This window comes from Desulfobacterales bacterium (genome assembly GCA_030066985.1).
Lineage (GTDB): Bacteria > Desulfobacterota > Desulfobacteria > Desulfobacterales > JAHEIW01 > JAHEIW01.
On the sequence record JASJAN010000033.1, the window covers coordinates 1 to 23,447 of the forward strand.

Annotated in this window: 15 protein-coding genes; 14 read left to right on the top strand and 1 reads right to left on the bottom strand. The window is 49.9% G+C overall.

The features are described from left to right. The 5 genes from QNJ26_16335 to QNJ26_16355 all read left to right on the top strand — a co-directional run. Nucleotides 1-936, top strand: a 936-nt coding sequence (locus QNJ26_16335) for a glycosyltransferase family 4 protein (GenBank protein ID MDJ0987111.1), incomplete at its 5' end; no start/stop codon positions are given. A gap of 215 nt (nt 937-1,151) precedes the next feature. Then, nucleotides 1,152-2,786 (top strand): carbamoyltransferase C-terminal domain-containing protein, encoded by a 1,635-nt coding sequence (locus tag QNJ26_16340; protein MDJ0987112.1) that lies wholly within the window; start codon nt 1,152-1,154, stop codon nt 2,784-2,786. A 116-nt stretch (nt 2,787-2,902) separates the two neighbouring features. Then, nucleotides 2,903-3,910: a glycosyltransferase family 4 protein gene (locus QNJ26_16345; GenBank protein ID MDJ0987113.1), complete on the top strand. Its 1,008-nt coding sequence runs from the start codon at nt 2,903-2,905 to the stop codon at nt 3,908-3,910. A 98-nt stretch (nt 3,911-4,008) separates the two neighbouring features. Further along, the gene (locus tag QNJ26_16350; GenBank protein ID MDJ0987114.1) at nt 4,009-4,629 is read left to right on the top strand and encodes a histidine phosphatase family protein; all 621 of its coding nucleotides are present in this window, start codon (nt 4,009-4,011) and stop codon (nt 4,627-4,629) included. 12 nt (nt 4,630-4,641) lie between these two features. After that, nucleotides 4,642-5,379, top strand: a complete 738-nt coding sequence (locus tag QNJ26_16355; protein ID MDJ0987115.1) for a polysaccharide deacetylase family protein — start codon at nt 4,642-4,644, stop codon at nt 5,377-5,379. A 342-nt stretch (nt 5,380-5,721) separates the two neighbouring features. Here the strand turns inward: QNJ26_16355 and QNJ26_16360 are convergent, their stop codons facing one another. Beyond that, entirely contained in the window at nt 5,722-6,867 is a 1,146-nt protein-coding gene (locus tag QNJ26_16360; protein MDJ0987116.1) for a GNAT family N-acetyltransferase, read from the bottom strand. A gap of 172 nt (nt 6,868-7,039) precedes the next feature. On the opposite strand from QNJ26_16360, the gene QNJ26_16365 reads away from it, so the two are divergent. The 9 genes from QNJ26_16365 to QNJ26_16405 all read left to right on the top strand — a co-directional run bounded on the left by QNJ26_16365 (nt 7,040) and on the right by QNJ26_16405 (nt 23,288). Continuing rightward, nucleotides 7,040-8,203 carry a glycosyltransferase gene (locus tag QNJ26_16365; protein ID MDJ0987117.1) on the top strand — a complete coding sequence of 388 codons (1,164 nt, stop codon included), beginning with the start codon at nt 7,040-7,042 and terminating at the stop codon, nt 8,201-8,203. Nucleotides 8,204-8,241: 38 nt separating this feature from the next. Beyond that, nucleotides 8,242-9,996, top strand: a complete 1,755-nt coding sequence (locus QNJ26_16370; GenBank protein ID MDJ0987118.1) for a tetratricopeptide repeat protein — start codon at nt 8,242-8,244, stop codon at nt 9,994-9,996. After that, nucleotides 9,996-11,168 (top strand): glycosyltransferase, encoded by a 1,173-nt coding sequence (locus tag QNJ26_16375; GenBank protein MDJ0987119.1) that lies wholly within the window; start codon nt 9,996-9,998, stop codon nt 11,166-11,168. The genes QNJ26_16370 and QNJ26_16375 overlap by 1 nt, the downstream gene beginning before the upstream one ends. 17 nt (nt 11,169-11,185) lie before the next feature. Further along, nucleotides 11,186-11,830 (top strand): O-methyltransferase, encoded by a 645-nt coding sequence (locus QNJ26_16380; protein MDJ0987120.1) that lies wholly within the window; start codon nt 11,186-11,188, stop codon nt 11,828-11,830. A gap of 346 nt (nt 11,831-12,176) precedes the next feature. Next, a complete protein-coding gene (locus tag QNJ26_16385) occupies nt 12,177-12,875 on the top strand; it encodes an FtsX-like permease family protein (protein ID MDJ0987121.1) in 699 nt (232 codons plus the stop codon). Between the two features lie 118 nt (nt 12,876-12,993). Next, a complete protein-coding gene (locus QNJ26_16390) occupies nt 12,994-13,731 on the top strand; it encodes an ABC transporter ATP-binding protein (GenBank protein ID MDJ0987122.1) in 738 nt (245 codons plus the stop codon). Between the two features lie 164 nt (nt 13,732-13,895). Then, complete coding sequence (locus QNJ26_16395) at nt 13,896-18,875, top strand: M28 family peptidase (GenBank protein MDJ0987123.1); 4,980 nt, start codon at nt 13,896-13,898, stop codon at nt 18,873-18,875. A gap of 311 nt (nt 18,876-19,186) precedes the next feature. Next, on the top strand, nt 19,187-21,226 hold the full coding sequence (locus QNJ26_16400) for a hypothetical protein (GenBank protein ID MDJ0987124.1): 2,040 nt from the start codon (nt 19,187-19,189) through the stop codon (nt 21,224-21,226). A 103-nt stretch (nt 21,227-21,329) separates the two neighbouring features. Then, nucleotides 21,330-23,288: a peptide transporter gene (locus tag QNJ26_16405; GenBank protein MDJ0987125.1), complete on the top strand. Its 1,959-nt coding sequence runs from the start codon at nt 21,330-21,332 to the stop codon at nt 23,286-23,288. The last annotated feature ends 159 nt before the right edge of the window (nt 23,289-23,447 follow it).

The window sequence follows — 23,447 nt, forward strand, 5'->3', positions numbered from 1 at the left end:
TATCTGGTGCGGTCTTTGTTGCCCGCTCACCCCAGCCTGCATTTGCATGCCCATTTTGCCCATTCGCCGGCTTCAGTGGCCATGTTTGCCAGTATACTCAGTGGGTTGCCGTTTAGTTTTACCGCCCATGCTAAGGACATCTATACATCTGATCCTAGACAGCTGCGAGAAAAAATGGCGTTGGCCCAATTTGTCATTACGTGCACCGAATACAACCGCCGTTATTTAAAGGCGCTGGTTGATGGGGCCCAACGCCCGGTTTACTGCGTTTATCATGGCATCGATACCGAGCTGTTTTCTCAGATCGCTGATCATTCAACCAAAGCCAAAGAACCATATCAACTCCTGACCGTGGCGCGTTTGATTGCCAAAAAGGGGCTGCCAACGGTTTATCAGGCGCTGAAGATTCTAAAGGATAAAGGGATTTCTTTTGAGCATACCCTCATCGGTGATGGTGAAGACCGCCTAAAAATTTTGGCCCTCATAAAAGATCTGGATCTGGTTGCCCAGACCCGCTGGTTGGGCACTCAGCCCCATGAAGTGGTACAGCAGCATTACCGTCAGGCGCATCTTTTCGTGCTGGGCTGTGAAGTGGCACCCAATGGTGATCGAGATGGCATTCCCAATGTCCTTTTTGAAAGTATGGCCATGGGGGTACCGGTAGTGGCGACTCACATATCGGCCATTCCCGAGCTTGTGGATCATGAAAAAACGGGCTTGCTGGTTGATCCCGGGGCCCCTGAGGAAATGGCCGGGGCCATGCGACGACTGCTGACCGATGCGGACCTCAGGCATAAAATGATACCTGCAGCGCAACAGCGGGTGGTGCGCGATTTTGACAACCGATCCCTGATAAAGGGCTTGGCCGAAATTTATCGTAAAGAAATCAAGTCCTTTTGTCACGTGGGCAATGCGGAATCGCCGGATATGCCCTAAGGCAGTTCGGTCAACACTTTTTAACCCTGATGCGTCCAGCATAGGTGACGTTACCGGTTCCATGCGGGATGCCGGCGATACCATCTGCGAAAAGACAAACCATGGCTTGACATCTAAGTCTTCGATTTCTATACTTTTTGAAATAGATTGATTCTGACCGCCAACAGATGTTGATAGTTGCCTGCGCCGATGAATTGGAGTGGACAGGAGGATAAATGAGGATTCTATCGCTATTTTATGGACATGATGCCAACTGTGTTCTGCTGGAAGACGGAGAGCCGGTTGTTGCATTAGAAAAAGAAAGATTAACCCGCATAAAACATGACCAGGGGGTCATGGATCTCGAACCGATCCTGGAAACATACGGCTGGTCACCTGACAGCATAGATGTGGTCGTGATCAACCCCCAAACAAGACCGACTTTAGAAGGCCGGCAATTCCAATGGGAAATAGAGGACAAAACCTATCAAGACAATCCGCAATATCTCAAAGAAGGCTGGGTCGGGCCGGTTGAATACCGCTACAGCCAGCATCGCATCCGGCTGTTTGGCCGCTGGTACAATGGCTATGCCGTAGACCATCACCTGGCCCATGTGGCCGGCGCTTTGTTTACCGCCCCGTTTGAAGAGGCCTGTTTGTTGACTGCAGACGGGGGAGGGGATTTTAAAATGTGCGCCCTGGCCTATGGCAGCGGTAACAAAATCCCGCTGATCGAATACGGCTGGGGATATGAGGGTCTCGGCCGCCTGCAGCTCAACATCGGCCGAACTTGGGCCTCCATCGGTGAGTATAATTTTGGAATGAAACGTCTGGAAGGCGCCGGTAAACTGATGGGCCTGGCCAGTTACGGCACCCCGCGGCAGGAGATCATTGACGTCTTAAGACAGCAAATGCTCTATCATCCGTTTTCACCGTATCCAAGGGATGAATCCGGAGAACTGAGGGTTGTGCAGTTTGATCCAAAAAGTCCATTTGCGCAGGACCTGTGTGCATCTTTACAGGCGCTGACCACCGAATATTACCTGGAGGCGGCTGCGCGCGTTAAATCGTGGCAACCTTCCAAGAATATTATTTTAACGGGCGGTTGCTCGATGAACTGCATCGCCAATACCGCGGTGCATAAAAGCGGGCTGTTTGAAGATACCTGGGTGCCGGCCCAGCCCCACGACGGCGGGCTCGGTCTGGGCCAAGCCCTGTTTGTCTGGCACCATGTTCTGAATCGACCGCGGGTGCCGAAGGCATGGAGCCCGTATCTGGGCACCGATGCCGGCGAGCTGGGCACCGATGTGATCCCGGATATGATTCGCTTTCTGGAAGACGGGAAAAGTGTCGGTCTATGCTATGGGCGCGCCGAATCAGGGCCGCGCGCCTTGGGGCATCGTAGCATTTTGCTTGATCCGCGAATCCCTGATGGAAAAGACCGTTTAAACGACCGTGTCAAGCATCGCGAGTGGTACCGTCCATTTGCACCGATGGTGCTCGGGGATTGGGGTGTGCCCAGCAAGTACATGTCTTATATAGTGCCGACCGATGCCGAGCAGGTTCCGGCGGTGACCCAGGTGGACGGCACCAGCCGGCCTCAGATTGTCGATGCCCGGGACGACACCTTCATCTATAAATTGCTGACGGCCTGGCGCGACAAGACGGGCTGCCCGCTTCTATTGAACACCTCATTTAACTGCCAGGAACCGCTGGTAGATACCATCGAGCAGGCCCGGGCAACCTGGAAGCGCACCGAACTGGATGTATTGGTCACTCCCGAAGGCATCGAAGTGGACAAAACCGACGCTCATGAACTGTCGTCGGAAGCCGCCTTCAATAATGCCTCCCTGCGGGCTTCATCCGGATGAACATTTGCTATTATACACCGTTTAAACCCCTTTCGCATGCCCATCCATCCGGTGATTTGGTCACCGCAACGGGCATTTTTTCTTTTCTGAATAAACAGGGGCATCGGGTGATTCCAATGAGTGATTTTCGGTGCCGCTGGATTTACTGGAAACCGTTGCGCTGGCTGCAGCTGCTGCAGGAGATCCGACGGGTGGTGCGAAAAAACGCCGCAACCGGCATGGACCTGTGGTTTACCTACCACAGCTATTACAAAGCCCCGGATCTTTTGGGAATGGCGGCTGCTCAACGGATGGATATCCCCTATGTTATATTTCAGGGTATTTATTCCACCAAACGACAGCGCGCCTGGAAAACCTGCCCCGGATTTTACCTGAACCGGCGCACGTTGTGCGCTGCACGACATATTTTCACCAATAAAAAGCGTGATTTGCTCAATTTGAAACGTCTTATACCCGAGCAAAAAATTACCTATATTGCACCGGGTCTGATACCGGATGATTTTTCCTTTGATGCCGCTGCCAGAGCAGAACTCAGGCGCGCATTGAATCTTGGTGACGACCCGGTGGTATTTACGGCCGCCATGTTCCGGCCGGATGTCAAAACCGAAGGCCTGACCTGGGTGATTCGGACCTGCGGTGAACTTTACCGGCAGGGCCATCCGCTGTGGCTGGTTATCGCCGGAGATGGTAAAGAAAAGGAAAAATTAAAACAGCTTGCCGATCAATATTTGCCGCAGCGCGTTCATTTTGTCGGCCGCATCGAGCGCAAAGAGATGTACCGCTATTACAGCGTCGGCGATCTGTTTGTTTTTCCAGGGATCCGGGAATCGTTGGGCATGGTTTTTCTTGAAGCGCAGGCCTGCGGGCTTCCGGTGGTGGCCTTTGAAAATGCCGGTGTTCCGGAAGCGGTTCAAAACGGAAAAACCGGATTGCTGGTGCCCATGTATGCCAGCGGCCCGTTTGCCGAAGCCATCAGCCGGCTCATAAAAGATGCCCAGCTGCGCCGTCAGATGGGCAATGCCGCGCAATCGTATGTTTGGCAAAATCATGATCTGAATAAAAACTACCAGAAAATGGAAGGCGTGCTGAAAACCCTGATTCAAGCCGCTGATCAAACCCATTGACCATGCGCCTGTGTCCGACCCACGGGCCTTTGCAGCAATTTATAATTAGGAAGCGATTTGCCCGTGTTGAATTGAATCGCTTGGAAAGCTAATATTTCATGGATAACCGTAGCATAACGCGTCTGGGGCTCATACGACATGCTGAAACTGCCTGGAATCGGGAAGGCAGGATTCAGGGTCATCAGGATTCACCGCTGACGGAAAAGGGAAAAAAGGATGCCGATCGCTGGGGTTTAGAGTTAAGCCGCATTCCCTGGGACCGTATGATTATCAGTGATCTGGGCCGTGCTATTGATACGGCTGCCATCATCAATCATCACCTGCAGGTTCCTTTTGAGGCCGATCCGCGGCTCAGGGAACAGGATTGGGGCGATTGGACTGCCAAACCGGCTGAGAAAATAAAAACTGAAGAATTGCCAAAGCTGGCTGAATCCCAAAGAAGCGGCTGGCAGTTTTGTCCGCCGCAAGGCGAGGATCGCATCAGTGTGTGGCAAAGAAGCCATAATGCCCTGGTGGATGCGGCCCGCAGATGGCCCGGCAGCGCCATTCTGGTAGTCACCCACGAAGGGGTCATTAGAAATGTGATTTATCGTCTGTGCAACCGGCCCTATGAACCCGGTGAAGCGTCACTGATTGAATCCCGGCATTTACACTGGCTGGTTATCCATAACAGCGGCCTGCAACTGGATCAGATCAACGCCCTGACGTTACCGAAATAATTGCAATACGAAATGGAAATTCTAACGATTCACGACATCCGTAAAGCCTATTTTGACCTGGATCTGGACGTCTACCAGCTGACCTTTGATGATGGCCTTTTTTCCCAGTATTATTATTTTCAATTGTTTAAAGATCATCCCGTAACGCTGACCTATTTTATTACCACATCATTCATAAAACCCGGTACCGCCAGGCCCGTTTTTGGCGGTCAGTATCTGCCCTATATCAAATCCAAAAAATATATGTTCCGCACCTTTGCCGAGGGCCGCTTTGATCACTTTATGAACCTGGCCGAATTGCAGAAAATCAGCCGGCAGCCAAATGTTGAAATCGGGGCCCACAGCCATTTTCATGATGTGATTCTAACCCGCACCCAGCCACATAAGCGCAAAGCATTAAGCCCCTGGAAGCTTGAACGTATTCCCGCCGCGAAAGCCATGGACCGTGAAGCGTTCAGCATCCGCTCCAAACTGGCGTTCAAAGGCTTTGAACTGGATGGTGAAAAAGTGATTATCAGATCCCAGACCGCCTGGGAGGATTATATCAAATATGATACCGAACTTTGTCTGCGCTGGTTTGATCAGAATTTAAACATGCAGCCCAAAAGCTACGGCTTTCCTTTCAATGAGTACAGCGACACATATGTTCGCATTTTGAAATCCTTTGGCTTCGAGCAGTTTTTTGCTGCCCGGCCCAAGAATAAAGCGGAAATTACCGGCCGAATTGATATTGATAGTTTAATTAAATAGTTATTTTCTCAGTGACGCAAACCGATTCAGAAGTTGAGCATACACGGTGTGTGCCGGTCATGTTATTTTCTGCTCCCACACAGCGGGATCTTGCACCTGATGTTAAAAAATTAAGGTGCTCAAAAGGCTGCGATTTGGCTTTTTTGTAGTAGTATTTAGTTGAAGTTGGTCCGGTTGTTTATTTCTGAAATAAAAAAGGTGAACCCAAATTAAAAGAATGGATAAGGGTTCAGGACAAGACGTCGATTTGATTTAAAAGCGGAGCGTACACGTAGTACGTGAGCATTTTAAATCAAATCGCAACGCAGTCCTGGGCCCTTAGACGCTTTTTTAATTTGGGTTCTAGGTGAAGGTTGTGTCCGCGTCACAATAGCTGAAACTAATCTTGCCGACACAGTCGTCCAGCACACTTTCTTTCTTTTTGGGATAAAACAAATACAGACGCTGCTGTTCTTTAATCAACGGCTGCAGGTCGGGGTGGCTTTCAAAATAACCCAGCAGGCTGGCCGGAAATTCAAGCCGGTCGGCGCTGAATTTTTGGGCGTAAAGCAAGGCCAGATAAACCGCTATGTCGCCGTCGGCGGGATTTTTGAAGGCAAAATCCAAAATTTTAACCCAGGTCCTGCCTTTTTTGGTCAAGACCGATAGAATCAAAAATCCTTTGAACGCGTTGCTATCCGTTGAGTAGATTTCCAGGGCAATATAGTCGAACAGCTCGCTGACCAGCGAAAAATAATAGGGCTCGGCTTCTGTCTGTTCATGGGCGGCCGATATCAGCCAGCGATATTTAAGCATCCAGTTAATGGCTTCGATGCCGCGGAAAAATCGAGGGCCGTTCATCTGTTTGCGGATCGTCGGCTCTGCCTGTCGGCTGATTTGCGCAACGCTTTTATGTTCAAAAGGGTCTTTTTGCGGATGTAAATCAGACAACAACCGGCGGTAAAGAATGTTTTTTGACTGCTGATAAAGCGCGTCTGCATTGCTGCCGGCATCCAATGATGCTTGCGCATCTTGTCGTATGTCTTCCAGTTTGCGAACTTTTTCCAGCCTTAACTGGTAGTAGGTCAGATGGCCGAGTTCTTTAAACCCGGCTTTCAGATAGGCTTGCTGCGCGCCTGCGGTCATCCGGGTGACCGGAAAATCGATGTTGAGCTTTTTGATTTCCTCTAAAAGACGGCCGGCAACACCTGTGCCGCGATAATCGGGAGACACGAAAAATGCGCTTGACCAGTGAATTCTTTTCAGCTCGTTATGGTGGGACAATAATCCGGGAAGCAAACCCTGGTAGCCGATGCAGTTGTTGTCATGCAGGGCCACCAATAAAGACACATCTTCGGGGCGGCCGTAAGGATTATTTAGCTGGGATAACGCACGGCGTCGGGATATGGGCACCCCTGTCTGGTATGGCGTTTGCTTGAGCGCCTGACGCGCAAAATGGTCGATGTGCTGAAGTTTTATTTTTTCTATTTTAATTTGATCTGCTTTCAATTATGGTTTTCCTTTAAACCCATCTAAACTTTTCAGGAATTTTCATCTAAAATGTCGTCCAAAGATCAGATAAGGGCCTCATTTTTATAGCAGAGTTTGCCGTATTTAGGAAGATGGAATAAAATGCCGATCTGAACCGCGCATCACCTGGGAGGTTAAGAAAGCGTTGCCGATGAAAATTTTCGTTTATTGTCAGCATGTCCTGGGAATCGGGCATCTGTTCAGGTCCCTGGAAATTTGTAAGGCTTTGAGCGCGCATCAGGTTGTGCTCATTACCGGCGGCCCGCCCATGGCGGTGGATCTTCCCAAACACGTCCGGTCGGTTCATCTGCCGGAGTTGCAGATGGACAGCGGCTTTAAAGGCCTATTAAGTTCCGATCAGCAGTTGTCCGTCGCGCAAATCATCGAGCGGCGCAAGCAGGATCTGTTTGCGCTTTTTGAAGCGGAAAAGCCGGATATTTTTTTAGTCGAGCTGTATCCTTTTGGGCGCAAAGCATTTCGCTTAGAGCTGGATCCCATTCTTGAGGCTATCTCTGAAAAAAGAGTGGCTCCCTGCAGGGTGATATGCAGCGTGCGCGATATCCTGGTTGAAAAGGAGGATCAGCGGCGACATGAAGACCGGGCGTTAAAAACGCTGAATCAATTTTTTGATGCCGTTCTGGTGCATTCGGATCCGAAACTGATTAAGTTAGAGGAGACCTTTTTCCGCAGCGATGATCTTAAGATTCCCATTGTTTATACCGGCTTCATTGCCCAGCCGTGCCCGACAGGGGCGCGCAAGAAAACCCGAGCCCAATTGGGTCTGGATGACAAGCAAAAATTGATCATCGCCAGTGCCGGCAGCGGCAGCGTCGGCAGCGTTCTGCTTGAGACGGTTGTCAAGGCATTTCAGCAACTGCCCGATAGCAATGGAAACTGCCTGCGGGTTTATACCGGCCCCTACATTCCCGAAGAGGACTTTGAATCATTGAGGTGCCAGGCGAGCAAACGGGTGTTTGTTGGAAGGTTTAACACGGAATTTTTGCCTTATCTGGCTGCCGCTGATCTGTCTGTCAGTATGGCCGGCTATAACACCAGTATGAATATTTTAGCAACCCGTGTTCGGGCGCTGGTATGGCCATTTTCTCAAAATCAGGAGCAGGTCATGCGGGCCGACAAGTTGGCCGCAATCGGTGCGTTAAATGTGATCAACCAGCAGGATTTAACACCCCAACGGCTGGGGCAATTGATGGATCGCAGCCTTGCTCAGAACTCGTCGGCGTCGTTTGATGTTGACTTAGACGGTGCTAACCACACGGCCCGGTGGCTTGAGCGGTTGGTTTCAGGCGAGCATTGACACAAACCGCTATTTTTTGCCCGCCTAATAGTGATATCATGTCAAATCAGTTAATTGAAAAAACAAAAACAACCCATTGGGTGCCCATTTTACTGCTGGCCTGTGTCAGCGCTGTTATTTATGCTAATTCGCTGTCGAATGGTTTTGTTTACGACGATTTGGGCACCATAGTGGAAAATGTGCACCTCAAGCGTTTCGACAATTATCTGTCTTCATTTTATAATTCATCCTATTTTAAGATATCCGGCGGGGAAGCCAGTTATCGACCGGTGGCGACGCTGTCCTACTATTTGCTTTACGCCGTTTTTGGTTTGAACCCATTTGGCTACCATTTGACCAGTGTGATCCTGCACATGCTAAATGTCGTTCTGGTTTATCTGATGGCCCATGTTATTCTGGAGCATAAAAGACCGGCTGCGATCGCCGGTTTGTTGTTTGCCTGTCACCCGGTCAACACCGAGGCGGTAAACAGTATTTCATACAATGAAGACCTCATTACCGCTTTTTTCTTTTTTCTGGCCCTGTTGTTATATATGAAGTTGAAGACTTCAGCACCCAGGCGCAATGTCTTTTTCTTTTTTTTAACACTGCTTTTTTTTCTGCTGGGGCTGCTGTCAAAAGAAATGGCCATAACCTTGCCGGTCATCGCTGTGGTTTATGATCTCACCCTCAGAAAACCTTTTTCGCAAAACCTAACCTTAAGGTGGGTGCTGCAGGTCGTCAAGGAACGCTTAATCTATTATTTGGGGTTTATGGGGATCAGTCTATTTTATTTATGGCTGCGGTTTTTTGCCATTTATAATCTGGAGGAAGTTGAAACCCAGATCTGGGGACGCTTGGTTGACCGGATTCTCTATTTGCCCGTTATCTTTTTTAAATACATCAAGCTGAGCCTGTTTCCGCTCAATTTAAATGCCGATTATGTGTTTGCCTATCCCACCCGGTTTTTTGATCTTTTACCCCTAATCGCTTTAATCATTGTGGCGGCTGTGGTGATTTTCAGCTTTTTCATGTTTAAAACCTCAAGGGCGACTTCATTCGGGATATGGTGGTTTTTTCTGACGCTATTTCCCGTATTTAATTTAATTCAAATCTATAATCCCTTTGCCGAGCGCTATTTGTATATCCCGTTATTCGGCTTCTGTGTGGTCCTATCCATTTTTCTGGAATATGGTTTAAATCGTCTTTCTTTTACGCGATCACCGCTGATAAGGATCGCCATCGTTGTGTGTCTGGTGGTGTTTTGGGCCATTATTACTGTTGACCGCAACAGGGACTGGAAGAATGGTTATAGCCTCTGGACCCAGACGCTTGAAGTTGAGCCCAACAGTGTCAGGGCACACGGTAATTTGGCCCGGGTCTACCAGGAAAAAGGTATGATCGAAGCCTCATTGCGGGAAGTGAAAAAAGTGATGGAACTAAATCCTAAAGATTATAAGGCACATTACAACCTGGGCGTCATTTTAGATAAACAGGGTTTTGTTTCCGAAGCGATTTCAGCCTATAACAAAACAATCGACATTAATCCGCGATTTAAAAATGCGCATTTTAACCTCGGCAATATGTATAAAAAGCAAAATATGCTTGCAGAAGCCGAGCGGGCATATCAAATAGTCGTTGAGCTCGATCCTGATGATATCGAAGCTCGCAATAATTTAGGGGTGATCTTTGCCATGCAGGGTGATTATGATTCTGCCGTAGTTGAATGGCAAAAAGTGATGGCATTGGACCCGCAAAACCGAGACGTGCAAGCCAATATCGAAAAGGCAAAGAAGCTCTTACATCAACAATAATGAAAATCATCTTATACTGCCAATATGTCTGGGGGATGGGGCATTTGTTCCGCAGCCTGGAGCTTGCCCGCGCGTTTTCCGAGCATCAGGTCATTTTGATTGCAGGAGGCCGCGAGGTTGATGTTGATCTACCCGAACACATTTCGCTTGTCCGCCTGCCCGGTTTATACATGGATGAGCAATTTACGACCCTGATGGCCGAAGATGCAGATCAATCCGTTGCGTCTGTTCAGCGCCAGCGCCGAGAAATTTTAATCTCTTTGTTCGAACAACACCAGCCCGATATTTTTATGATCGAGCTGTATCCCTTCGGGCGCTCGGTTTTTGGTTTTGAGCTTGAGCCCCTGCTGGACTCGATCCACCAAGGCTGCTTCGGTGATATAAAGGTGGTGTGCAGTCTGCGGGACATTCTGGTTGAAAAAAGAAAGCAGGAATTTTATGAAGAGCGGGTCATCAATTCACTGCACACCTATTTTCATCTGTTATTGGTACACTCGGATGACCAGCTGCTCAGCCTCGATGAGACCTTCAGTCGAATGGATGACATCCGCATCCCAACGGTGTATACCGGTTTTGTTTGTCCAAAAGCCGACCCGGTGGCCGGTCAGCACTTGCGACACGAGCTGGGTATCGGTCCGGATGATAAGCTCATTGTCGTCAGCGCCGGTGGCGGCCGATCCGGCTATGCGCTTTTGGACTGTGTTCTGGAAGCTTACCCCTTGTTAACCCAAAAAGAACCAATCAGAATTGAAATGTTTAGCGGTCCTTTCCGCGAACCCGAAGAGTTTAAGCGCCTAACGGCCAAAGCCGTCAATGGCATTCGTGTTCGCTACTATACCAAGCGGTTTTTAGACTATTTATCTGCAGCTGATCTCTCCGTCAGCCTGGCCGGCTACAACACCTGCATGAACATCATGGCCGCACGGGTTCCTGCACTGATTTTTCCGTACGCAAAGCAGCAGGAACAACCGTTGCGGGTTGCCAAAATAAATAAATATATACCCATGCAATCACTACATGACAAAGATATTGAACCCACGGTTCTCAGCCGCTATATTCAAGAAATGCTGCTCGAGCCCCGGCCCACCCAACAGATACCGATTAATCTGGATGGCGCGGAAAATACGGCTCAATATCTTATGACCTGGCTGGGCGGCCAATTTAAACCTTAACCATCGAGAAGCGTCACGTGGCAAAAAATCAGGACACTCCAATCGACGAATACATCGCGGCGCATACCGATGCGCTTTCGCCGCTGCTGACCCAGCTTTTAGAAGAGACAGAGGCCCTTACCGGTCGCTCGCGCTGGAGTATCGGTCAGGTTGAAGGCCGCTTGATGCAATTTCTGGTTAAAGCATCGGGAACCCGCTTAGCTGTTGAAATCGGTACATTTACCGGCTTTTCGGCCCTGATGATTGCCGAGGCCTTGCCCGCTGACGGCCACCTGGTGACCTGTGAGGCCAGCAGAACCTATGCGGAAATCGCTTTACGCTATTTTGCCCAAAGCCCCCATGGCCGCAAAATTCGCCTGGAGTTGAAGCCAGCCCTTGAAACATTGCAAAAAATTGCCGCTAACTCTGTCGATTTTGTTTTTATCGATGCGGATAAACCGTCCTATGGGGTTTATTTTGACGAAGCGCTGCGCATACTGCATTCTGGAGGCCTGATTTTTGTCGATAACATCTTCTGGCGCCATAAAATATTTAAGCGTCCCATTTCCAATGAAAATGCAAAGGCGATCGCTGCCTTTAATCAAAAGGTAATGAACACCGAAGGCATTGAAAAAGTAATGTTGAGTGTGCGCGATGGTATATATTTAATCCGCAAGAAGTAAGGCGCTGTGCATGCTTTCTGACGACATCCTTTATGGGCCAAGAGGTTGTTTTCAATAAAAAATCGTTGTATTTATCAGGAACCATTCCTATTTACTAAAAAAGTCTTTTATGATACAGCTACTGCCTATTATATATTAAATGCATCCGATTTATAAAATGCGTTTCCCTTGAATCGTGAGACGTGAAGTCACTGTCTTCTGTGACGATGGCGCAGATTCTAAAAAGCGAAATTAACCATTGCCAATTTGCCGGCAAGGGGTTAATTGTGTTCATTGCCACTTCACCGAGTTGAATCAATGTTAATCGATCACCTGTCGCTGTCTTGCCGGATAAAAGGTTGCAAACATGGCTGAGCAACAAATCCCTTTGACTGGTAAAAAATCTCCCCAAAGCGTTGACCGCCAGATTGCTCTGCCATTTGCCAAATCCCTTGAAATTTCACTAAAAAGCATAAAAGTCCGATTCTTCAGATCCCTGATCACCACCATGAGTCTGGTGCTGGCGGTTTCCTTTTTAAGCTTTGTGCGCGTCAGCAACGATGTGGCCAATGGGCTGCTGGCGACCCAGGAACCCCAAATGCGTCAGGCGGTTATTCGCGCCGGCTATGATATCGGGCCTGAAGATACAAATGTGGGTGCCAGCCCGAAACAGCGCTGGATTATCATCCTGTCGCTGATGGTTTGTGTGGTCGGCATCGTCAATGCGCAGCTTATGGCGGTAACCGAGCGATTTCGCGAAATTGGTACGATGAAATGCCTCGGGGCTCTGGATCGATTCATTTTACGACTGTTTATTCTCGAAGCCGGCATGCAGGGCCTGGCGGGTGCAGGTGCGGGTGCGCTGGCAGGGGCTCTGTTTGCCCTGATCGGCGCCTTGTTGCGATTTGGCCCGGCTGCTTTGAGCGCTGTATCCTGGGTGGCGGTGATGGTTTCATTTGCCATTGCTGTTGCGGTGGGGTGTATATTGAGTTTGATCGGTGTTTTTTACCCGGCGATTGTGGCCGCCAGAATGCAGCCGGTTGAGGCCATGCGGGTGGAGCAATAACAATTGGTGCACGGCACAAGGCCAAAGGCGCAGGGCTGAGGCATAACATAACGAGGCCTCAGACAAGACATAACATGCGCCCTGGGCCCTGTGCCGTGCGCCCTGTATGGAGTGTATTATGGCAGAATCAACCAATATCGTGCGTGTGACCGATGTCTTTAAAACGTTTCAACTGGGAAAAGTTGAGGTTGAGGCATTAAAGGGGGTAAATCTTGAGATTGCGCGCGGCAATTACATTTCAATTATGGGTCCCTCCGGATCCGGCAAAAGCACCCTTTTTAATATGATCGGCGGTCTAGATAAGCCGACTTCCGGTAAGGTATTTATCGATGAGGTGGATATCGCCCAACTGGATGCCTACGAATTGGCCTGGCTGCGCTGCCGCAAGATCGGCTATATTTTTCAAACCTTTAACATTATTCAGGTTATGACCGCCCTGGAAAATATAACTTTGCCAATGGTGTTTGCCGGGATGAACAATGACGCTGCGGTCGAAAAAGGATTGCAATTATTAGAGCTCGTGGGATTGGGTGACCGTTTCAGCCATAAACCCTTTGAACTTTCCGGCGGCCAGCAACAGCGCGTGGCCATTGCCAGAGCCCTGGCCAATGACCCCGCCATTATTCTGGCGGACGAGCCCACCGGCAACCTTGACCTGACCACCGGAGAAGAAATTATTGCCTTGCTGAAACGCTTGAGCCAGGATCGCAATGTGACGGTAATATCGGCAACCCATGATTTTAAGATGCTCAATGTGTCCGATCAGGTGGTCTGGATACGGGATGGCACCGTTGACAAAATTGAAGATCGCGAAGAGTTGTCAATTTCGATCGGCAAGATCGATACCCGTCATTAGCATTTAGCCGTTGGCCACTGTTCACTGGCTGCTGGCAGACTGCTCCTAGCATCGTGTTTTAGGCAATTAATACGAAAATTTATTGTACATGGATTTTCAGCAATATGTTTTTTAACTGCATATCAAAGAACCATAAACACACGAATCCTGCGCCGGGGACGGGAATGCCATATTCCAACAACCAGGCACAAGTAGCCAGCAGCCAGGAGCCAGCTGCCAGTAGCCAGCAGCCAGAGACGAGCGGCCGGAAGCCAGTTGCCAGCAGCCAGCGGCGAGCAGTAAAATGGTCTTTTGCATTTGTTATATTGCTTTGCAGCTTGCTGTGGATCCCCGCGGCAGATGCAGTGACCGAAAATAATTTGCCGGATGCCTTCAGCGACGTCATCAGCCGGCTTGCCGAGTTGAAAGATCGCAGCACGGGAACTGCCGGGAATGCGGCTGCAGCCCTTTATCTTAAAGAGAGATTTGAAAAACTGGGATACGAGAATGTGGGATCCTACCGATTTTCAGTGCCGGTCATTCAGCATTCCCAAAGCCAGTTAACCCTGCCAGACCAAAAACGCCCTGTTGAACTGAACCCCATCCTTGGCAATGCCGTGACGCCGCAAACGGTTGCCTCGCCCGGAGTTTCAGGCCCGCTGATTTATGCCGGTCGCGGTGAGCTGGCCGAATTAAACGGCAAACAAATCCCAAATTCAATCCTAATAATGGAATTGGATTCAGGAAAAAATTGGCTGAATGCTGCCAATTTAGGCGCGCGGGCAATCATTTACGTTGATCGTGGAAATTCAACCAAATCGCTATTTGAAGAAAAGTTTGAACTGTCTCCTTTGCAATTTCCGCGTTTCTGGGTGTCGCTGGCGCGCGCCAGGGAGGTGTTCGGCGATTTTGAAAAGACACCCAACGGTCAGATTGCGGCCGAAGCCCGACTGGTCTCCCAGACGCGCTGGCAATTGGTGAGTTCGGAAAATATTTACTGTTTTATCGACGGTGTTGACCGAAACCTAAAGGAGCGATTGGTCATGGTGGAGGCTTTTTACGACAGCACCGCCACCGTCGCTGGGCTATCGCCGGGTGCCGATGAAGCGGTGGGTATTGCCACCCTGCTTGAATTGGCACGCTTTTTAAAGAAACATCCGCCCAAACGATCCGTGCTGTTGATTGCCAGCAGCGGGCATGCCCAGACCCTGGCAGGTTTTCGCGAAATGATCTGGAGCATCTCCGCCAGGTCAAAAGACATGCGCAAATTGCAAAAATCATTTAAGGCGCTTGTCAAAGAAAAGCGCAAGACGCTTAAACTGTTAAAAAACTTTTCGGTCGATCCAGGGGCCAAAAACGAAGCCCTGGATGAGGAGACCGGCAAAATACTGAAAAACGCCATCGACCAACGCCTAAAAACAGAAGCCGACAGGGTGTCACGCCGCCTGATGCAGCTGCGGCTGGAGCAGGAGACCAGGGCCAGCGCAAAGCAAATTCAGAACCTGACCGATGAAAGACTGACGCTCAGGCGCCTGATGTGGAGTCCTGATTTTTCGGATTTGAACGCTGATGATCGCCAGGCACTTGCCGGACTCATTCCCAAAGCCATTAGCGACCAGAAGGCCATTTTATCCGATGTGCGCCGACACGCCAGAGAGATCGGTGACGCGCGTGCCTTTAGAAGCGCGGTAAGAGCCTATGACCTGGATGCAGCCCTATCTTTGCACCTGTCCAGTCGGGGCGACGGTTTCGGCGCCTTCAACTATGGGTGGGCTTTTCCGTTTAGGCCCCGGATTAACCGCACCGCGATTTACAGCACCTTAGATGAGGTCCTGAGCCAGGGGGCATCGCGAATAGAAAAAGAGCTGGGCATCGTCGGTATGTATAAAGATAGCTTGCGCCCCAGTCGTAAACGCTCATGGCAAAGCTATTTTCTTGACAAGCCGCCGCTGGGCGGAGAGCTGACCGCGCTGGGCGGCATCCACGGGCTGACCTTTGTGACCACCCATGATGCCAGAGCGCGCTGGGGGACACCGTATGATACCCCTGAAAATGTGGATACGGCTTTTGCCCTCAAACAAAGCGCAGTCGTCTGTCGGTTGATTAAGCATCTGGCGCAAGTCCCCAAACTGCATGATGAAATTTTTCCCCGCTTTGGCTATTCCGCAATTATCGGAAGGGCTAAATTTTTGCGGCACGGTGAACTGTTTGCCGATCAACCGGCACCGGGAACCGTGTTGCTTTGCTACCAGGGCCCGGCACGCTTTTATGTGATGGTTGATCATCTGGGCAGTTTTTACCTCAGGGGGTTAGCGGATAAAAAGCACAGTTATCATAAAATCATTTTTGAAGGCTATAAATTTGATCCTGCAAGCGGCAATATTGTCTGGACCATCGATAAAAAGAAAACCGGCAAAGTCGCTTATCGCGTGAAAATGTACCGGCGGTTAATGGAAACTGATCTGGTGATGTTTGCCAGCAACGGAATCACTTTTTTTAACCTGCTGGAACCCCGAACATTCCGTCATCTGAGCAAGGTCAAGATTATTGACGGGCGCCGCGAATCCGATCCGCTGCGCTGGTTTATGAGCCGGCTCGACACCTGGATTTCGGATTACACCAATGCATCAACCATATCGACCACCTTTCTGGAGCCGGGCACCCCGTTAAAGTTAACCCTGTCCGATACGGTGCTGCGCAATAAACTGGTTCTGACCAATGCCAGCAAGGATAAATCCACCGGTGTCGGATTTATGGTGGGCCAGACGCCCTTTTTGCACCGCACGGCTTACCGCGTGGCCAAAGACATGTGGACCCTTTTGGAGCCGCGCATATCCAATTTAGAAAAGCGCGGGATATTCAACGAGCGCATCCGCTCACTTCAGGAAGATGGCCTGGGAGCGTTACAGACCGCCCAAACGGCTTTCGAGGACAAATTATACGATCGGGCATCCGAGGCCAGTATGCGCTCGTGGGCACTGGCCACGCGGGTATATGAGGATGTGGAAAAAACCCAGAAAGACGTTCTTTACGGAGTGTTATTTTACATCGCTCTTTTTGTTCCGTTTGCTTTTTGTATGGAACGTCTTTTGTTTTGTTATGCCAATATTTACAAGCGCATTATTGCCTTTATCATCATTCTCGTATTGTTAATTGCGCTGATCTACAATGTGCATCCGGCCTTTCGCTTGGCCTACAGCCCCATGGTGGTCATACTCGCCTTTTTCATCATGGGGTTATCTTTAATGGTGACGCTGATCATCTTTTTCCGTTTTGAAGGCGAAATGACCCAGCTGCAAACCCGCGCCAAACTGATCCAGTCTGAAGAACTCGGGCGCTGGAAAGCCTTTGTTGCGGCCTTTCTGCTGGGTGTTAGCAATTTGAGACGGCGACGTTTGCGGACTGCACTAACCTGCGCAACCCTGATTATTTTAACGTTTACCATTATGAGCTTTACGGCCGTCAAGTCCATGCGGCACCATGCCCGGCTGCTGTATGAACCGACGGCACCCTATAAGGGATTTTTGTTAAAAAATGTCAACTGGCGCGATTTGCCCCCTCAGGCTTTCGAATCCATCAGCAATAATTTCGCCCAAAAAGGAACCAGCGTTCCGCGGGTCTGGCTGGAGGATGCGGACAGAACGCGCACGACGCGAATTCCGGTTTATTACAATGGCCGATCCTTTGAAGCCCAGGGGCTGGTCGGTCTTTCACATCTGGAGCCGGATGTTTCAGGTCTCGACAAAATTTTGATTGGCGGGCGCTGGCTGGCTGAAAATGAACTCAACACCATCCTGTTGCCCGAACGCATGGCTCGGAGCCTGGGTATCGATGCGCAAAATCCGCAGGGGGCTGTGATTACCATGTGGGGTATGCCCTTTGAAGTTGTGGGCGTTTTTTCGGGCAAACAACTGCAGCAGCGAACCGACCTGGACGGCGAACCGCTGACGCCGGCCACTTTTCCTCGTGAAGTCTCTGGCGAGATGACCGAAGAAGAGCTCGAGGCCATGGAATCCGGTGATGATGTGCGAGAATTTCAAAGCCGCTACCAACACATCCCCGGTGATCTGACCATGATTATGCCCTATCGCAGTCTTCTGGCGGCCGGGGGGCATTTAAAAGGCGTGGCCATTGTTCCGCAGGCGAACATCTCCATTCAAAATGAAGCACAGAATTTGGTGGATCGCTTTGGTTTGTCGCTCTTCAGCGGAGAGCCCGATGGCACCTATCTTTATCATGCCAGCGATACCATGCGATACAGCGGTGTGCCCAACATTATCATCCCGATTATCATTTCGGTGTTTATCGTCTTAAATACCATGATCGGTAGTGTTTATGAGCGCAAGCGTGAAATCGGCATTTATACTTCTGTGGGATTGGCGCCCTCGCATGTATCGTTTTTATTTATTGCCGAGGCGATGGCTCTGGCCGTTATCAGCGTGGTGCTTGGGTATCTGTTGGCGCAGACGTCGGCCAAATTGTTTGCCGAAACAGCGCTGTGGTCCGGCATAACGGTCAATTACTCTTCCTGGGCCGGTGTGGCCGCTATGGTACTGGTGATCATCGTTGTGCTGGTGTCTGTCCTTTACCCGTCCAAGGTGGCCGGTAAAATTGCCATTCCGGATGTCAACCGGGCCTGGACGCTTCCCGAGGCAAAGGGAAATAGCCTCGAGGTAACACTGCCATTTTACATGAGTTATGCAGAGCATCGCAGTATCGGCGGGTTTTTGCTGGAATATTTCCAGGGGCACCTGGACGTATCCCATGGGCTGTTTTCCACGGGTGATATCGAATTTGGTTTTATCTGCCAGACGGCGCCCGGCTTAACCGGAGACGCTGAAGACTGCCCGGAACAACGCTGTGAATACGACGCCTGCCTGCAGATGTGGGCCAGCGTCTGGCTGGCACCTTTTGATTTCGGCATCAATCAGAAAGTCGAATTTCAATTTTGCCCGGCAGCCGACGAGCCCGGGTTTTTAGAGATCAAGGTGCGCCTGACAAGGGAGTCTGGCGAGGCCAATGCCTGGCATCGAATCAATAAAGGATTTTTGCATAATGTCCGCAAACAACTGCTGCTCTGGCGGTCATTTGAGGAGTCGACCAAGGAGCACTATGAGCAATTGCTGGCCGAAGCTGAAAAAGAAATGGGAATCGAATCAAGCTAAATATCGCCCAACGGGGTTTCGTGAATATATATTCTACCACGAAGCTCACGAAGGACTCGAAGTGAAAAACAAGAAAGCTTGCATTAATCTTCGTGCCGCTTCGTGTTCTTTGTGGTGAATTGAAGATCATAATGTTAACGTGCATAAGTTTTACCACGAAGATCACGATAAACAGGAAATGAAAAACACAAGCTTATCTTTCATCTTCGTGGAACTTCATGCCCTTCGTGGTGCACAACATCGCCATAGTGATACAAACAATCAATTATCGTGCGCGTTGGATATGAAAGTTTAGTCAGGAAACAGAGATAATGACCGAAAATCAGCAACCCGCATCCAATGAACCTCAGCCCTCGGACGTTAAGGGGGAAAAAATCGGAGAAAAAATCCGTTTACGGGCCATTGTGCTGGGGTCGATTTTTGCGCTGGTGATTTGTTTAATTACACCTTTTAACAATGCATTTCGCCAGGCAACACCTCTGGGCGGTGGTCATTTCCCGCTGGCACCATTTTATATTCTGGTATGGCTGATGGTCATGACGGCCGGATTACATTGGGTTTTCAAAGGTCGCAAATTGATGACCGGCAAAGAGCTGTTGGTGTCCTGGGCCCTGATGATGCTGTTGTCCGGAGTCGCCTGGACGGGTTTGGCGCGCACTTTCTTTATCAACCTTACCGCTCCTTTTCATTTTGCCACGGTTGAAAACCGCTGGTCAGAAGTGCTTCATCCGCTTTTGCCCGAAAGCTGGTTCCCCCAAAGCCGGGATGCCGTCGCCGGTATTTACAACGGTCTTGCGGGAGGGCGGCAACTGGGTTGGTTTGACGTCCTTAAGCAGATCCCCTGGGATGCGTGGTTAACCCCCCTGGTGACCTGGACGATTTTTGTTTTGCTGTGTTATTTTGTGATGGTGTGCATCATTAACCTGTTAAGCAAACAGCCCCTCTACAATGAACGCATGAACTTTCCGCTGTTACGGGTACCACTTATCATGCAAGAGGCTCTTGACAGCAGCCGTCTTGGCAAGTTCTTTACCAATCGTTTCCTGATAGCCGGCCTGATGGTCCCGGTTTGCCTGCATCTGCTCAATGGGCTGGCCTTTTACAATCCGTCCATCCCCCAAATTCCGACCCTGATTCTGGCCGGTAAATATTTTCCGAAGTTTGGGCTTCTGTCCGGATTTTTCAAGTTAAAAATATACATATATCCGGCGTTTATCGGCTTCGCCTTTTTAACCTCCAAACAAATTTCGTTTTCATTCTGGGTTTTTTTCATCCTGGGGATCCTGCTGTTTGGGTTGCTGAGCGTACTGGGATTAAATATTCCGGCGGCAGCCCTGGGTGTCACCTTTGGTCCCACCATCTCGCGCCCTGAAGAGACACAAATGATTGGTGCCTATATCGTTTTTTTCCTGTTTCTGGCCTGGCTGGCACGCTTTCATTTTATTCAAATTGTGCGCTATGGGGTTGGCTTCAAAAAAGATGACCATCCGGAAACAGAATGGATATCGACCCGTTTTGCCTTCTGGGGATTTGTTTTGGGAAGTTTGGCAATCGTTTTTTGGTGTCATTATTTCGGCATACCGCTGCTGTTTTCCTTCATGGTGGTCTTTGCTTTTTTTATGTTTACACTGGTTGCGGTGCGCGTCATTTGCCAGGGCGGGATTGCATATTTTACCTTAACCGCTGCGCCGATGGACGGATTAATGGCTTTTTTCGGGCCCAAGTTTTTCACCAGTGTCGGTATTGTGGTGGCCGCTGTTATTCAGAAAGTGCTGTTTGTTGATTTGCGGGAATCGCTCATGCCCTCATTGTTGCATACCCGCAAAATCACCGATAAAACGCGCAATAATCGATTGATTTTTTTGGGCATTGCCGTCACATTGGTTGCCGGTGTGCTGATTTCGTTTCTGGCCATGCTGGCTTTGAGTTACAAATTCGGCATGCGCGAATTGCAACTGGACTGGGCCACCCGGACCACGGTGGCCCTTTATGATAATGTTTACAGCCTGGTTGAATCACCGGTTAAACCGGGTGAGTGGGTGATGATTTTTTCGATTACCGGTGCAGTGGTCATGCTGGTTTTGGTCATCTGCTATCATCGTTTTTACTGGTGGCCGATTCACCCCATTGGCTACCTGACCGCTTACAGCTCTGCCATGCGCATTCTGTGGTTTAGTTTTTTTATCGGTTGGGCTTGCAATGCCCTGTGCATGCGTTATGGCGGAGTGCGCTTGTTTAAAAAACTGCGGAACTTTTTTATTGGACTGATTATCGGTGATTTTTTTATGGCCGGCACCTGGGCCATCATCGGACTCTTTAGCTATTCCAGTTATCTGGTGTTACCTGACTAACGTCAGTTATTGGTTAATAGTTATTTGTTATTCGTAGATGCGGTATTCTTACTATTTTTATTTCCAATAACCAATAACCAATAACAAATAACGGAATCTCTCCATGTACGAAGATAAAGAACTGCAAGAATATCGAGATCTGCTGGAAACCCCGACCGAGTTTGATGAGGGTTTTGACTGGAAGACGGTGGTCGGGGCCATTTTTATCGGTTTTTTGATGATGCCCGGCAGCATGTATCTACAGCTGGTTATTGGCACCGGTATCGGGCCCGCGGCGCGCTGGGTCACCATCATCCTTTTTGCTGAACTGGCGAAACGCTCTTACAGCGAACTCAAACAACAGGAAATATTCTTATTGTATTATATGGCCGGAGCGGCGTTGTCGACGCCCTTTCAGGGCCTGTTGTGGAATCAATATTTGGTGCAGTCCGACGCCGCCCGGATGCTGGGGGTTACCGAGTTTATTCCCACCTGGGTAGCGCCGGCCCCGGAATCCGCTTCACTGGTGGAGCGCACCTTTTTCCACCGTGACTGGCTGATACCCATTCTGCTGCTGGTAGGTACCCAGATCATTCAGCGCATCGATCAGTTCGGGCTGGGATACGCGCTATTTCGTATTACATCCGATGTCGAAAAACTGCCATTTCCCATGGCGCCGGTGGCAGCACTGGGAACGATGGCTCTGGCAGAGTCCACCGAGGATAAGAAGAAAAGCTGGAAATGGCGGGTCTTTTCCATCGGCGGTGTTATGGGGTTGGCTTTTGGGGCGATTTATGTGTTGCTGCCCACTGTATCGGGCCTCATCCTTATGGAACCGATCCGACTGATTCCCATTCCCTGGGTTGAGCTGACCGGTCATACCGAAGGGGTGCTGCCGGCGGTTGCCACCGGAATTCAACTGGACCTGGGATTGGTTTTTATCGGTATGGTGTTGCCCTTCTGGGCGGTGATCGGTGGACTGGTGGGAATCATCATTACGATTGTGGCCAACCCGATCCTGTACAAGAACGGGATCCTGACCCGCTGGCATCCGGGTATGGAAACCGTCGATACCATGTTTGCCAATAATTTCGATTTTTACATGAGCTTCAGTATCGGTTTGGGTCTGGCCATTGCTTTTGTGGGGATCTGGCATGTGTTGCGATCCTTTGGCAAACACGAGGGCACCAAGGGCCGGATGCGGGATCTGTTCCGCCCGCCGCCGGGTCGCGGGGATTTCAATTTTTGGATTTCCATCGGCATCTATGTTTTTTCCACCATTTCATACGTGTTGCTCTGCCTGTGGCTGGTTCCAAATTTCCCCTGGCCTTTTTTTCTGGCTTACGGCTTTATCTACACCCCGATCGTCTCCTACATTACAGCCCGGATGGAAGGCATTGCCGGCCAATTTGTCAGTTTGCCGCTGGTGCGAGAGATCAGCTTCATTGCAGGTGCCAAATATTTCGGCTATCAGGGGATCGAGATCTGGTATGCGCCCATTCCGATTCATAATTACGGTGAGGCCACTGTAAATTTTCGGCAAATCGAGCTGACCGGCACCAGCATTCGCGGTATTATCAAGTCTGAAATTGTGGTCTTTCCGATCGTCATGACGGCCAGCCTGCTGTTTTCGCAATTTATCTGGCGATTGGCCCCCATCCCCTCCAGCGCCTACCCCTTTGCTCAAGAAATCTGGCATCTGCAGGCCTTGAATACGCTGTTGATGCAAAGCTCAACTCTGGAAGGCAATGCTGCTTTTTACCAGGCGCTCAATATTGTATACGTGATCGCCGGTTTGGGGCTGGGGGTGATTACCTATACAATTTTGACCCTTTTTGGCCTTCCGATTATGCTGGTCTATGGTATGGTACGCGGACTGGGCCAGACCCTGCCGCATGCCATGTTCCTTGAGGTGGCCGGGGCCTTGTTGGGACGCTTTTTTTTCCTCAAGCGTTACGGAGCCATGTGGCGCCAGTACGCGCCGGTTTTGTTGGCCGGATTTTCCTGCGGCATGGGGCTGACCGGTATGTTTGCCATGGGGGTTACCCTGATCCTTAAATCATTAGGTCGACTGGCGTATTAGAAGCGGTATCAAAAACCTGTTTAATGTTGTGTCCCAACATATTTTGCAATATGATCGTCACTCCCGCACAAAGCGGGAGTCCAGTTTTAGGCCGACCGGATTTCCGCCTGCGCAGGAATGACGAGCGGACAGCACGCATCAGAAACAAAGAACATGTTA

What these genes read in the sequence shown, in the direction of transcription:
- QNJ26_16340 (MDJ0987112.1), top strand. Translation starts at nt 1,152, where the DNA reads ATGAGGATTCTATCGCTATTTTATGGACATGATGCCAACTGTGTTCTG.
- QNJ26_16345 (MDJ0987113.1), top strand. Translation starts at nt 2,903, where the DNA reads ATGAGTGATTTTCGGTGCCGCTGGATTTACTGGAAACCGTTGCGCTGG.
- QNJ26_16350 (MDJ0987114.1), top strand. Translation starts at nt 4,009, where the DNA reads ATGGATAACCGTAGCATAACGCGTCTGGGGCTCATACGACATGCTGAA.
- QNJ26_16355 (MDJ0987115.1), top strand. Translation starts at nt 4,642, where the DNA reads ATGGAAATTCTAACGATTCACGACATCCGTAAAGCCTATTTTGACCTG.
- QNJ26_16365 (MDJ0987117.1), top strand. Translation starts at nt 7,040, where the DNA reads ATGAAAATTTTCGTTTATTGTCAGCATGTCCTGGGAATCGGGCATCTG.
- QNJ26_16370 (MDJ0987118.1), top strand. Translation starts at nt 8,242, where the DNA reads ATGTCAAATCAGTTAATTGAAAAAACAAAAACAACCCATTGGGTGCCC.
- QNJ26_16375 (MDJ0987119.1), top strand. Translation starts at nt 9,996, where the DNA reads ATGAAAATCATCTTATACTGCCAATATGTCTGGGGGATGGGGCATTTG.
- QNJ26_16385 (MDJ0987121.1), top strand. Translation starts at nt 12,177, where the DNA reads ATGGCTGAGCAACAAATCCCTTTGACTGGTAAAAAATCTCCCCAAAGC.
- QNJ26_16390 (MDJ0987122.1), top strand. Translation starts at nt 12,994, where the DNA reads ATGGCAGAATCAACCAATATCGTGCGTGTGACCGATGTCTTTAAAACG.
- QNJ26_16395 (MDJ0987123.1), top strand. Translation starts at nt 13,896, where the DNA reads ATGCCATATTCCAACAACCAGGCACAAGTAGCCAGCAGCCAGGAGCCA.
- QNJ26_16400 (MDJ0987124.1), top strand. Translation starts at nt 19,187, where the DNA reads ATGACCGAAAATCAGCAACCCGCATCCAATGAACCTCAGCCCTCGGAC.
- QNJ26_16405 (MDJ0987125.1), top strand. Translation starts at nt 21,330, where the DNA reads ATGTACGAAGATAAAGAACTGCAAGAATATCGAGATCTGCTGGAAACC.